Annotated in this window: 15 protein-coding genes and 1 pseudogene; 8 read left to right on the top strand and 8 right to left on the bottom strand. The window is 43.9% G+C overall.

What is annotated here, in order from left to right:
- Positions 1 to 181 precede the first annotated feature (181 nt).
- The gene (locus OH456_RS19350; RefSeq protein ID WP_270034069.1) at positions 182 to 1,402 is read left to right on the top strand and encodes a DUF2066 domain-containing protein; all 1,221 of its coding nucleotides are present in this window, start codon (positions 182 to 184) and stop codon (positions 1,400 to 1,402) included.
- A 92-nt stretch (positions 1,403 to 1,494) separates the two neighbouring features.
- Here the strand turns inward: OH456_RS19350 and OH456_RS19345 are convergent, their stop codons facing one another.
- From OH456_RS19345 to OH456_RS19330, 4 genes are read right to left on the bottom strand one after another with little or no spacing between them, the layout of a single operon-like run.
- Positions 1,495 to 1,917 (bottom strand): DUF2069 domain-containing protein, encoded by a 423-nt coding sequence (locus tag OH456_RS19345; protein ID WP_006072843.1) that lies wholly within the window; start codon positions 1,915 to 1,917, stop codon positions 1,495 to 1,497.
- Positions 1,918 to 1,924: 7 nt separating this feature from the next.
- Positions 1,925 to 2,494, bottom strand: a complete 570-nt coding sequence (gene wrbA / locus OH456_RS19340) for an NAD(P)H:quinone oxidoreductase (protein ID WP_006072844.1) — start codon at positions 2,492 to 2,494, stop codon at positions 1,925 to 1,927.
- Complete coding sequence (arsC, locus tag OH456_RS19335) at positions 2,494 to 2,844, bottom strand: arsenate reductase (glutaredoxin) (RefSeq protein ID WP_006072845.1); 351 nt, start codon at positions 2,842 to 2,844, stop codon at positions 2,494 to 2,496. The genes wrbA and arsC overlap by 1 nt, the downstream gene beginning before the upstream one ends.
- 22 nt (positions 2,845 to 2,866) lie before the next feature.
- Positions 2,867 to 4,318: a beta-barrel assembly-enhancing protease gene (locus tag OH456_RS19330; RefSeq protein ID WP_006072846.1), complete on the bottom strand. Its 1,452-nt coding sequence runs from the start codon at positions 4,316 to 4,318 to the stop codon at positions 2,867 to 2,869.
- Between the two features lie 291 nt (positions 4,319 to 4,609).
- Here OH456_RS19330 and OH456_RS19325 point away from each other — a divergent pair, with 291 nt between their 5' ends.
- Positions 4,610 to 4,837: a sulfurtransferase TusA family protein gene (locus tag OH456_RS19325; RefSeq protein ID WP_038167498.1), complete on the top strand. Its 228-nt coding sequence runs from the start codon at positions 4,610 to 4,612 to the stop codon at positions 4,835 to 4,837.
- A gap of 3 nt (positions 4,838 to 4,840) precedes the next feature.
- Positions 4,841 to 5,911: an AI-2E family transporter gene (locus OH456_RS19320; RefSeq protein ID WP_006072848.1), complete on the top strand. Its 1,071-nt coding sequence runs from the start codon at positions 4,841 to 4,843 to the stop codon at positions 5,909 to 5,911.
- 77 nt (positions 5,912 to 5,988) lie between these two features.
- On the opposite strand, the pseudogene OH456_RS19315 reads toward OH456_RS19320, so the two are convergent.
- Positions 5,989 to 6,135: pseudogene (locus tag OH456_RS19315) on the bottom strand (thioredoxin-dependent thiol peroxidase); the annotation flags it as partial.
- Positions 6,136 to 6,537: 402 nt separating this feature from the next.
- Here OH456_RS19315 and merR point away from each other — a divergent pair.
- The 5 genes from merR (at position 6,538) to merA (ending at position 9,402) form a co-directional block, all read left to right on the top strand.
- Positions 6,538 to 6,930 (top strand): Hg(II)-responsive transcriptional regulator, encoded by a 393-nt coding sequence (merR, locus tag OH456_RS19310; protein ID WP_107307136.1) that lies wholly within the window; start codon positions 6,538 to 6,540, stop codon positions 6,928 to 6,930.
- Positions 6,931 to 6,997: 67 nt separating this feature from the next.
- Positions 6,998 to 7,345 (top strand): mercuric transporter MerT family protein, encoded by a 348-nt coding sequence (locus OH456_RS19305; protein ID WP_107307135.1) that lies wholly within the window; start codon positions 6,998 to 7,000, stop codon positions 7,343 to 7,345.
- Positions 7,346 to 7,369: 24 nt separating this feature from the next.
- Positions 7,370 to 7,645: a mercury resistance system periplasmic binding protein MerP gene (gene merP, locus OH456_RS19300; RefSeq protein WP_029788659.1), complete on the top strand. Its 276-nt coding sequence runs from the start codon at positions 7,370 to 7,372 to the stop codon at positions 7,643 to 7,645.
- 6 nt (positions 7,646 to 7,651) lie between these two features.
- Positions 7,652 to 7,909 (top strand): mercury resistance system transport protein MerF, encoded by a 258-nt coding sequence (gene merF, locus OH456_RS19295; RefSeq protein WP_107307134.1) that lies wholly within the window; start codon positions 7,652 to 7,654, stop codon positions 7,907 to 7,909.
- Positions 7,906 to 9,402 carry a mercury(II) reductase gene (gene merA, locus OH456_RS19290; RefSeq protein ID WP_107307133.1) on the top strand — a complete coding sequence of 499 codons (1,497 nt, stop codon included), beginning with the start codon at positions 7,906 to 7,908 and terminating at the stop codon, positions 9,400 to 9,402. The genes merF and merA overlap by 4 nt, the downstream gene beginning before the upstream one ends.
- 1,068 nt (positions 9,403 to 10,470) lie before the next feature.
- Here merA and OH456_RS19285 read toward each other — a convergent pair.
- Genes OH456_RS19285 through OH456_RS19275 form a run of 3 tightly spaced genes read right to left on the bottom strand, consistent with a single transcriptional unit; the run spans position 10,471 to position 12,310 of the window.
- Complete coding sequence (locus OH456_RS19285; protein ID WP_107307131.1) at positions 10,471 to 11,772, bottom strand: TolC family outer membrane protein; 1,302 nt, start codon at positions 11,770 to 11,772, stop codon at positions 10,471 to 10,473.
- 8 nt (positions 11,773 to 11,780) lie between these two features.
- A complete protein-coding gene (locus tag OH456_RS19280; RefSeq protein WP_096444082.1) occupies positions 11,781 to 12,098 on the bottom strand; it encodes a rhodanese-like domain-containing protein in 318 nt (105 codons plus the stop codon).
- 23 nt (positions 12,099 to 12,121) lie between these two features.
- The gene (locus OH456_RS19275) at positions 12,122 to 12,310 is read right to left on the bottom strand and encodes a YgaP family membrane protein (protein WP_062458224.1); all 189 of its coding nucleotides are present in this window, start codon (positions 12,308 to 12,310) and stop codon (positions 12,122 to 12,124) included.
- Positions 12,311 to 12,325: the final 15 nt, after the last annotated feature.

The raw sequence follows: 12,325 nt of genomic DNA, 5'->3' as shown, positions 1-12,325 counted from the left end.
TGGTAAAAAATCTGGATTATTTGTTAGTAAAACTTCTATACAAGGCCAGATATCGTGCTTTAGATCTTGATGGATAGGGGTTGTGGCAAAAAATATTAACCAAACCTTGAAGCACTTGGCTTGCTCCTGAACTCATACTTGCTTATCATTTCGACTTATATCTTTGTAATTTAGGATGCTTATGCGTTATTTAGCTTGGTTGTTGGCAACAGTCTTTGTACTGCCAGCTTATGCACTGACCAAGGTTGATATTTACTCGACCGAAGTGGTGGTGAATTCTGAAGAACCGAACGCTGATGAAGTGGCTCGCCAGCAAGGCATGCTGGAAGTACTCATTAAAGCCAGTGGTGATTCGAAAGCTGCGGCTAATCCCGTGGTAAAGAAAGCACTAGGCAAGAGCTCTCAGTTCATTACACAGTTGGGTTACACGCGGCTAAATGGTGAGCAAGCATTAAGAATGACATTCAATAGTGAGCAAATTAACACCCTATTGAAGCAAGCTGATTTGTCGTCTTGGCCAATTGATCGCGCCAATGTCATGGTGTGGTTGGTTGAAGATGACGGTCGGGATCGCGCTATCACTTGGGAGCATACCAATTCTGAAGCGGCGAATCAGTTAAGAAAAGAAGCGAAACGACGTGGGCTTCCAGTGACGTTCCCTGTTGGCGACTTTGATGACATGACGGGAATTCAACCAACAGATTTGTGGGGAGGCTTTGTTGGCCCAATATCACAAGCAACTCAGCGTTATCCTGTAGATGCGGTGATGGTTGTAAGAGCTGAAGGTAGTAGTTTACGCTGGACACTATACGACCAAGCACCAGAAACCTTAGGTCGAAACCAGTTAGAGCCTATCACTGGTTCAGCGTCAGGTGGCGTTGCAATGGCTAACCTTATCGATCAAGTCAGTGACTATTACGCCTCTAAAAATGCAACAGTGATTAGCGGCGAAAGTGCAGGCACCGTTACTGTGTCTTTTACCGGTATGAAGAGTGCAGATGCGTTCTTTACTCTGGAACGTGCATTAGGGCGCTTAGCTTCGACGGCGAAAGTGGAAGTGGCTGAAGTTAAAGGTGATGAAGTCATTATCAGAGCTTACTTACTTGGTTCGATTGAGTCATTTGAACAAGAAGTACTTAAGCTTGGCTTAGTAAAGCCGGTTGAAGTTCTGCCGGAAGAAACTGTGGCTGAGCCTGCTCCTACAGCTGTACCTGCGACTTTACCTGAAGTCGATAGCTCAACGGCAAATCCTGAGGCGAATACTCCAGCTCAGCCCGATACCGCTGAACCAGCAACGGTGTCGTCGGTTGATGAGGTTAATGTGGCTACGGACTCATCAGAGTCTACAGCGTCTACATCTGGCCTAATCGCTAAGCCACAACTGACTTTTGAATGGCTATAATTAGCTGAGATGTAAATTTACAGATTAAAAAGGAGGCAATGCCTCCTTTTTTCTTGGTCTTGAAACAAGAACCTATCCTTCTTCTTCAAAGCCTACTCTTCGAAGCGTTGCTTTTCCTTTTTCTCTACCGAAGACAGTCTTGGCAGCTTAAGTCCAAGCTCCTTTCCTTTTAATCTGGCGTAGAGGATGTTTCCTGCGAAGGCCGAACAGGTGAGTAGAAGTTCTACTAATGCTAGCCAACGTTCTCCTTCATCGGCATAAAGCAGTGTTAGTGCATGCAGAAAATACAACATCAACACAAAGTTCGCCCAAGCGTGGGTATAAGGCTTTCCCGCGATAATACCCGGTAACGGTAATAGCAGCGGAATTATCCAAGCGATTGTAATCGCAGTGGGGCTAATGTGAGGGTGTGGAGACAAATAGCCGTGCCAAACAGTGACCCAAGTTAGCAATGCTAAGTTGGCTGCCAGTGCAAAGATGCGCATGGTTTTGGTTTTAAAAGGGATTGCTATCATGATTCCATTACTTCAATTTTCTGGCGGTTTGTGCCAAGCGTTTTCCTAACGCAAAAGCTAGCTCTGACTCTTCAATACTAAGTTGTGTGCTTGAATCTGCTACGTGTGATGCTCCGTAAGGCGTTCCACCGGTTGTCGTGGTATGCAACTGTGGCTCACTATAGGGAATACCTAAAATCATCATTCCGTGGTGTAACAGAGGAAGTAGCATACTCATGGCGGTGCTTTCTTGGCCGCCGTGCAATGAAGATGATGAGGTAAACACACAAGCGGGTTTATCGATTAGGTCTCCAGCGATCCATAAGCTGGTGGTTTGATCCCAAAAGTGCTTCAAAGGAGCAGCCATGTTGCCAAACCAAACTGGACTCCCCATAGCTAAACCGTCGCATTGCTTTAGCTCCTTGATGGAGACAACCGGATCGCCACTGTTTGAGTCTGACTCTTTCGTCAACTCTTCCACTGTACGCAGAATGGCTTGGCATTGCTCGACTGATTCAACTCCTCGCGCTATTGCGCGAGCGAGTTGCTTGGTGCTTCCATGTCGACTGTAGTAAAGCACCAGAATTTGGCATGGCATTATAGAATGTCTAGCACTTGCTCAGGTGGGCGGCCGTGCTTTGCTTTACCGTTGCTGACCACTATAGGACGCTCGATTAGCTTTGGATTATCGAACATAGCCTGAAACAGTTGATCATCGGTCAGTGCTGGATCTGCTAGATTAAGTTCCTTGTAAATATCTTCTTTAGTACGCATCATCGCACGAACGCTTTCTAATTCCAGCTGACCAAAAATCTCTTTGAGCTTTTCTACTGTTGGTGGAGTATCTAGGTATTTAACTACTTCTGGTTGAATGCCTTTTTCTTCAAGAAGAGCAAGAGTTTGGCGGCTTTTAGAGCAACGTGGATTATGAAAAATGGTGACTGACATAGATGGCTATTCCTTTTTGGTTTTATTGTAATGCCATGAAACGGTCACGTTGTACCAGTAATTGGTCAATACGTGCGTCATAGCGAGCCTGTTTTAGGCTTCCTAACTCGGCCAGTTGACTAGCCTGAGAGTAAAGCTGAATAGATTTATCCCACTGAGCATTCAATGCCAAGATTTCAGCGCGTGCGGCGAGATCTTCGGCACTGTTGCCTAGTTTAATGTTAGCTTCCGATAACAAGTGCCAGCCATTAGTATCATTAGGGTGCTCGTGAGTGTATCGCTGGAGAACTTGAATTGAGTCTTTGTATTTTTCGCCCTTGAGTAGCGCGTTGGCGTAATTGATAGTGATGACTGGGTTATTAGGCTTAACAGTTAAGACTTCTTTCATCAGCTCGGCTGCCTTTTCAGGCCTCTTTTGAGCAATGTAAAGATCGGATGCTGCATCAAGATAGAAATTATTGTTTGGATCTTTCTTTAAAAGCTTGTCGAGTATCGCTTCAGCTTCATCGAGTTTATTTGTGTCTAGATACACTAGGGCTTTGCCGTATTCGAAAGAGTCCTGAATTTTCGGCCCGGCTTTACGAGCAGTTCGCTCGAACCAATCCATTGCCGAAGCGGACTTAATTCCAGCATAGCGGGCCACAATTCTAGCCCGAGCCAAGTGATAATTGATCGAAGGCTGTACTCGTAGTGGCGGATAGCTCTGAGCTCGCTCACGAGTGTCGGTAATACGATCTTCTGGAAGTGGGTGAGTCAGTAACATTGGTGGCGGCTTGCTTGCATAACGATATTCATCCGCAAGGCGACCGAAGAAGCGTGGCATATCGTTGACATCAAACTTTGCACGAGCAAGAGTGGCAATGCCAAATCGGTCGGCCTCTTTTTCGTTACTGCGTGTATAGTTGATAGAAGCTTGCATCGAACCCGCGGTGGTCGCTGTGAGCGCTGCCATACCCGCTTGAGGGGAAGCAATCGCCAATAAGAGTGAACCAACAAGTGCTGCAACGGTAGCGGGTGAACGGCGAGCTTCGTCTTCCATTCTACGTGCTAAGTGGCGCTGAGTGACGTGGGCGATTTCGTGCGCCATAACGGAGGCCAGTTCGCTTTCAGTATGGGCGTGAAGGAACAGCCCCGTATGCAAAGCGACATAACCACCAAAGAATGCGAAAGCATTTATGTTACGGTCGCGTATCATAAAAAAGGTGAAAGGGGTCTTTACATCATTAGCACTGGAAACCAATCGATGGCCAATAGAGTCTACGTACTCGTTGAGCACTGGGTCATTAACAATTGGAGAGCTAGCGCGAATCATCCGCATATACGCATCACCATAAATAAGTTCTTGATCTATGGTCAACGTCGCCCCTGCTGCAGTTCCGATATCAGGAAGATCGAGTTCGGCATAGGCAACTTGAGGGACGCTTAATGCGGTAGCAACGCATAGGCAAATCAATGAACGGGCGCGTTTCAACATACGACTGAGGTGACTCCTTAAAATGTGGTAGTTTTGACCATGAAATCCTAACTTGGTTTCCTACCTTATCCTCTTGCCACTCATTTTTGCATACGGAACTGGGATAGGAAAGGTTTTCTCATTCTCGGGCTTAGCTGTATTTAGTTATCTTTGGTTTGTGTGAATATCCATTATTCATAGTTTCTGTAACACTTACTGGTTGGGTATGCTATCAAAAGTCTTTACAATGGAAGACTTTGAGAGATTCGTAGCGTATATGTTTAGTTTCAACGCTGTTCAAATGGAAAGTGTATGACCGATATACATCTAGACTTAGTGGAAGAACGATGCCCGATGTCATTACTCTTGGTCAAGCGCGCTTTTAAACAGGTTGAAATAGGACAACTATTGTCGGTGAGATTAATCGACAAACACTCAGTCTCGGACGTCCTTCAATACTTATCTATCCAGAATGCGGCAATACATCATAGGATTGAAGGTGAAGTGAGCGTTATCAATATTCGTAAACAGGATGATTAATTGATGCTAGATATGGTCCGTCGTTGGTATAAGCGACGTTTTTCAGACCCAGATGCAGTGAGCTTGGTAGTAATTCTGTTATTTGGATTTATTACCATCTACTTCTTCGGTAATTTGATTGCTCCGCTATTGGTGGCGATTGTTTTGGCGTACTTATTAGAGTGGCCGGTTAGTAAACTATGCGCACTTGGTGTGCCGAGAACCCTATCAGTAGTAGCGGTCATCCTCCTCTTTATCAGTTTAATGCTGTTAGCAATTTTTGGTTTAGTACCAACAATTTGGAATCAGGTTGGAAACTTGCTGAATGATATTCCAAATATGTATAACGGCATGCAGCAGTTTGTTGCAACGATACCTGAACGATATCCTGATCTCGCTGAGATTCATTTAGTCGAAACCATTATGGGTAACGTAAAAGATAAAGTTCTCGTTTTAGGTGAAAATGTAGTGAAAGGCTCACTGGCATCGCTCGTTAGTTTAGCGGCGCTAGCGGTATATTTGATTTTAGTACCGTTACTGGTTTTCTTCTTATTAAAAGATAAAGAAGAGATGGTCAGCATGGCGAGCGGCGTTTTACCTCGTAACCGTCGTCTAGCGAATAAAGTATGGATCGAGATGAACCAGCAAATTTCTAACTACATTCGTGGTAAGGTATTGGAGATCTTGATTGTTGGTACAGTAAGTTATGTCACTTTTGCTATTCTAGATCTTCGTTATTCGGTCTTGTTGGCCGTGTTGGTTGGTTTCTCAGTACTTATCCCTTATATCGGTGCAGCAGCCGTTACGGTTCCCGTTGCTATGGTGGGTCTGTTCCAATGGGGCTTAGCACCACAATTTTACTGGTTACTTGTAGCATACGGTATTATCCAAGCGTTGGATGGTAATGTTCTTGTACCAGTACTCTTCTCTGAAGCGGTGAATTTACACCCGGTAGCAATTATCGTTGCGGTCTTGGTATTTGGTGGATTATGGGGTTTCTGGGGAGTGTTCTTTGCCATACCATTGGCAACGCTAGTTAAAGCGGTTTGGAATGCACTACCAAGTCATGATGATGGCACTCAGCAAGCCACTTAGCTATCTGAAAAGAGTAAAAAAGCCTCGCTAAACAAGCGAGGCTTTTTTGAATTGAATGTCCCGAACTACAAGGTGTATTAAGATGCTTTGTCGTTCAAGTAATCAAGCACTACTTCGTGGTGAGTTTTAGTCTTGAACTTATTAAATACATGCTCAATCACACCTTCTTCATTGATTAAGAAGCTGATACGGTGCAAGCCATCATAGACTTTGCCCATAAACTTGCACCCTTGGAAATTTCATGAGACAGAAGTTTTGACGACTGTTGACAAATTCTATCTTTAACAGTGGGTTAGGTTAATGAATTCTCTTTATAGGCTTCAATTATAGCAGTTGTCATATTTTTTTGTAAATTGGGCTGATTTTGACGCTTTTTCAAGCGAAAACTTGTCATAAAAACTGAGAGGTTGCTGTCGGGTGAAGATGATAGTCATTGCGATGGAATAGCTTGTTGATCACAAAATTCGAAGTGGTCACACGTAACACGCTTCTGGACAAAACCAAGTTAGCATTGAAACCCTAATGACGTCTTTTGTCATAAGTAAAACTATCTCACGCGAGCGGTATTTACCCATACAGGCTCAGAAACTACAATCTCCAATGAGAAAGCCTACGATGGAGCGGAAATGAAAATTAGTGATTTGGCTAAAGCAGCAGGCGTCAATGTTGAAACCATTCGCTATTACGAGCGTCGGGGGTTGATCACACAGCCGTTAAAACCAGAACAAGGATATCGTGACTATCCTGAGACAACTCTAGAACGAGTTCTGTTCATCAAACGTGCACAAGAGCTAGGTTTCACGCTGGAGGAAATTGCCAACCTGCTTAAGCTAGGAGATGACAATTGTATATCGGTACAAGAAATAGCTGAAAATAAGCTGGTCAGTGTCAGGGATAAGATAGCGGATCTGTGTCGCCTTGAAAGCGTACTTGATAACCTAGTAACACAATGTAAGTGCAATCCCTCTGATTCCTCTTGCCCTATCGTCGAAACGCTTCTACCAAAAGATCAAAAATAAATTTGACTCCGTATGTAGATACGGAGATTAGACTTACTTCATAGAATGGGAAAATATGGAGTAAGTTATGGAAAATAAGGCAAGTAACCTTCCCCTCATCGGGGGCGTGGTAGCCTCTATCGGCGCAGGTTTATGCTGCGCAGGCCCCTTGATATTGCTATTGCTCGGCATCAGTGGCTCCTGGGTCGGAAACCTAACTTTATTTGAACCTTATCGCCCCTTCTTTATTCTGGCTGTCGTTAGCTTATTTGGCTGGGCAGGCTGGAAGCTCTATCGTCCTCAAACAGAATGCCAGCCAGGGGAAGCTTGTGCTGTACCCCAGGTGCAAAAGCGCCGAAAAGTAATGTTTTGGCTGGCAGCACTAGTGGCGCTGATTTTAGTGACCAGTAATTACTGGGTCTTATGGATAGTTTAAATAGAAAAGGAAAAGGTGATTAAAATGAAAAAGCTGTTACTTACGACAGGACTGCTCCTAACTACTTTCGGTGTCATTGCCAAACCACAGACTATCACCCTGGAAGTGCCAACCATGAATTGCCCTGTTTGCCCCATCACAGTGACTAAGTCACTGGAGAAGGTGAATGGCGTCACCGATGTTGAGGTAAAGTTCGAGGAACGACTGGCAAAAGTCACCTTTGACGATGAGATGACCAATACAAAAGCCCTAATCGACGCCACTACTAATGCAGGTTATCCCTCGCTAGTGAAAGAGTAGATTGCCATGAATAGACATCGCAAGTTATTGGGACTGGGTATTGTAGGAACAGTTATTGCCGCATTGTGCTGTTTTACCCCTGTACTGTTCATATTGCTGGGAGCGGTTGGTTTATCCGGATTACTAGGTTATCTGGATTATGCGTTGCTTCCAGCGTTGGCATTCTTTGTTGGCCTAACCGTTTACGCTTTACACCGAAATAAAAGGGAACAACAGAAGTCCGATTGTTGCCCTCCTAACCAACAGGATGGAATAAATAAATGAATAATGACCAATCTGCCTTTGACGCTGAAGAAGTGACAGTAAATCAAGCCAAATCATCCTGTTGCAGTGGTGATGAAGCTAAGTGTAGTGGAAGCGATGAACTTCACGTTGCCATTATTGGTAGTGGCTCGGCCGCTTTTGCCTGCGCAATTAAAGCTGCTGAAGGCGGTGCTAGGGTGACGATTATAGAAGCCAATGAGGTTATTGGCGGCTGCTGCGTGAACTTAGGGTGTGTGCCATCCAAAATACTGATTCGAGCGGCACAATTAGCTCAACAGCAACGTAGCAACCCGTTTGCTGGGTTGGAAGATCAGGCTCCATTACTTAGTCGTTCCTTGTTGGCAAAACAACAAACATCTCGTGTTAATGAATTAAGGGCTGCTAAATACCAGAATATTTTGGATAACAATCCCGCACTGAGCCTCATAAAGGGGTATGCAAGCTTTAAAGATGCACGGACATTGGTAGTAAGCAAATCTGATGGTCAAGAGGTGGAAGTGATTGCTGACCGAGTCCTTATAGCCACAGGCTCTACACCTACCATTCCTCCAATCGACGGGTTGGCAGATACACCTTTCTGGACATCAAACGAAGCTCTGTTCGCAGAGCAAACACCTGAGCATTTAATTGTCATCGGCTCATCAGTAGTGGCACTAGAAATTGCCCAGGCATACCGACGGTTGGGTGCTGAAGTGACTCTATTGGCAAGACATACCCTGCTATATAAAGAAGATCCCTTATTGGGTGAACAGTTAGCTAAGTCATTTGAAAAAGAAGGTATCCGTGTGCTGACTCATACCCAGGCTAGTGAGATACGTTTCGATGGTAAACAGTTCAAGCTGAAAACCAACAATGGTCAATTAAGCAGTGATAAATTACTGGTTAGCACTGGACGTCACGCTAATACTGAAAAACTCAACCTTGATTTAGCAGGTGTTGAAACAGATAAGAATGGCTGCATTAAAGTGAATTCGCGAATGGAAACTTCTGTCCCCCACATTTATGCAGCGGGTGATTGCAGTAATATGCCGCAGTTTGTTTATGTGGCCGCCGCCGCTGGCAGCCGAGCAGGTACTAATATGACAGGCGGTGATGTGACCCTGGATTTATCTGCCATGCCGTCAGTGATATTTACCGATCCGCAAGTGGCAACTGTAGGGCTTACAGATGCGCAGGCCACAGCTCAAGGGATCAATACCGATTCTCGCGTTTTGGAGATGGAAAACGTTCCAAGGGCATTGGCAAATTTTGAAACGGACGGTTTTATCAAGCTAGTCATCGATGCCGATACAGAGCGACTCATTGGTGCACAGCTTCTCGCCCACGAAGGGGGAGAGATCATCCAGAGCGCCGCGTTAGCCATTCGCAACCAAATGACGGTTAAAGACTTGGCTGAACAGTTGTTCCCTTATCTCACTATGGTTGAAGGGTTAAAATTATGTGCTCAGACCTTTAGCAAGGATGTGAAATCACTCTCTTGTTGTGCGGGTTAACGAACAGGCTTGTGTATTGATGTGTAACGAAGGGTCGAAGATGATGATTTTTATGATTAAGACTCACCCAGGAATGTTGATAGTCGATAAGAAGACAGGTAGCAGAAAACTCTATGATTGAAGCCATTTAGCTGTACCTCACCAACATTACCAAACCTAATCCAATTCACTTATTACATGAAATGAATGAGCAAGTACTCTAAACCGGAATGGGGCAGATATGAGTTGTTGCAGAATCTGCAATCACTGAGCTTTCTCGTTGCTCGGGCAACTATTGCAAAAATTGCAACAGTTCAACTACCGAGGAATCCTCGATAGTTGCTTGATAAGCAATGTGCATATTTTGCACATTAGTTAGTTCTATTGCCGAAGCGACGAGATCAGAACCGGGTTGGAGCAGAGGTGATTTACGAAACAACCTGTTTCGCAATTGTGCAAGACCCTCTTGCATAATTGGTTACTAGAGTTTGTCCAACACCCTGTTGACCAAATTAGTCTTACGAAGACCTACTGCTATCTCAACATGTTTTTGGGAAGTACCTAGGGCTGATTTGTGCAACAAGCTCTTGCACAATTGGAGCAGGCGGAAGTTGTTGCATAATCTGCAACAACTGAACGATTTCACAACTCAGACAACTGTTCAACTGCGAGGAATACTTGTGGATTGGAAAGCAACTGAGAAGAAATCCTTCCTAGTTGCCAAAACGGAATGGGGCAAATCAGAGCTAGCCACATCAACTAGCTCTAAGATGGACAGAACTTTGTTAGTGAGTCTCTTAAATTATCATATGACGGATTACTTTAGGTATTGCAACCCCTTTATCTAGTGATCTACTTCGCTCAGTCACTACAACTCACCTAGATTAATTCCAGATAACAAAGAAATAATAGCTGTACTTAAAAGCTCAACAAATCGACTGTACATAGGACACAGTAACGTTAACTCATCATTATTGATTGATAAAAATAGAGCCACATTAAGTGGCACTATTCATAGTTGCCGAGTCTAATCGAACATAAGTTCAATGAGTGAGAATACTTTCGGCTACCAGGACACCTCGCCAAATGTTATTTTTCATTCAGCCCCTGATTAATCGCAATAATGTCACCCTCATTCAGGTTCCCTAGAAGTTGGCTCAAATATAGACGTTCAAGAATGTAGTTGTACCGTGCATCTGAGAGTTGTAGCTTCGCGTCAAACAAAAATCGAGTCGCTTCTAGTACATCAACAATTGTTCTAGTTCCAACTTCTAAACCTAACTGTTGTGTTGATAGAGCAAGCTCTGCCGATTTCATTGATTGTTCTTGAGCCTTTATGTTTTCTAAAGAAGCAATAATATCATTGTACTTGCCCCGAACATTGCTAGAGATGTCCCGGAAGTTGCGCTCTAACTCCTGAGACGCAGCTACGTACCTATGCTGAGCTTGCTTAACTTCGGAAGAAGTACCACCACCACTGTATAATGGCACGACGAGGTTAAGTCCTCCGTATGTATCGTTACTTCCACCCTTCGAGTAGAATGAATCGTCTCTTTTCTCATTTGAATACTGATACCCAGCATTCAATGATAAGTGAGGCAGGTGTCCCGATTTAGCTAAGTCGATATCCTGCTTTGCGATTTCTTGTTGAATTTTGTTCTCTAGCACTACAAGGTTTTCCTGAAGTGCAAGCTCAACCAATGCTTCTACATCATCTGGGGGAAGAGAGGGGCTGAATGCATCAATATTCAACTTGTCCAAGCGTTCAAACTTAACATTGGTAATCTTTCTGAGCTCCTCATAAGAGTTCCTCACTAGATTACGTGCACTAACAAGGCTCGCATTAACTCTATCTAACTGTGCTTTGGCATCCTGTAGATCGGTTAGATCGGAAGTACCTACACGATAAGCCTCTTGTATTGTGGCAGTGTACTTTTCTATTAGTGCCTGTTCCGACTTTGCTAAAGAGAGCGTATCTTCTGCTCTTAGGGCATTGAAGTAGGCTTCAGCGGTTCGCAAAATGACAAACTGCTGAGTTTGAGCATACAAAACGTTGCCTTTTACAGCAGCTTTTTCAGACTGCTCTAGCACAATCCAACTTGCCGGATTGTATATCTCCTGCGATAGGCCAATCCCCGCTCTCCATTGCTCACTACTTAGAAGAGGTCGGTCGCTGTTGTAGTAATCATAGCCGGCACTAAGGTCAATTTGAGGAAGTAGCACACTTCTCGCACTGTTTATACTTTCCTGTGCTTCATCTGCAAAAGCCTTAGCTTGCAATAACTCTGGATCACTGTCTTTCGCCAAGTTATAAACGTCCAAGATACTCTCAGAGGCAGCCTTGAACGGTATGCTTAGCGTCAGTAATACTAAAAGAATGCTGTTTTTCATTTTACACCTCACAGTAGCTTTTCAAGCCTACCGATTGTTTTAGCGTTGTATACTCTTGTATATCCGTGGTTCAAGAGAAAATTGGAAGCTACTTTCGAACGCATTCCCGATGCACAGTAAACAATAATAGGTTTATTTCTATCTAGGTATTGCTTATGGCACGCCTCAATAGTATCTAATGGTATATTTATCGCATTATTTAAATGACTGCGGTTAAATTCCGGCTGTGTTCTCACATCAACAATATATGCGCCTTCTTGTAGGGCATTCTTTATTTCTAGGGATTCATCTTTGAACCCGAATATATTTTTTAATAATTGAAACATATCTACCTCAATTCCTGCTCTTATTACTCTTTAAAGCCGAGTTTTAATAATATCTTTCGTGGCGGGCAAAACCCTGTGAAGCCACTTTGTATTAGGTTTGCACCAATAAAAACAGTAAACCAAACAAAGTGCTTACTGACATAAATAGTCAATATTAGTGATATTAATACCATTACCCCTGCGAGGATTCGGATTCCATTTTCGACTTTCATGATAGGCTCCTGTTA

Origin of the sequence: Vibrio sp. La 4.2.2, assembly GCF_027586995.1 — a bacterium.
GTDB classification, from domain to species: domain Bacteria; phylum Pseudomonadota; class Gammaproteobacteria; order Enterobacterales; family Vibrionaceae; genus Vibrio; species Vibrio mediterranei.
This window is presented reverse-complemented; position numbering and strand designations above follow the sequence as displayed.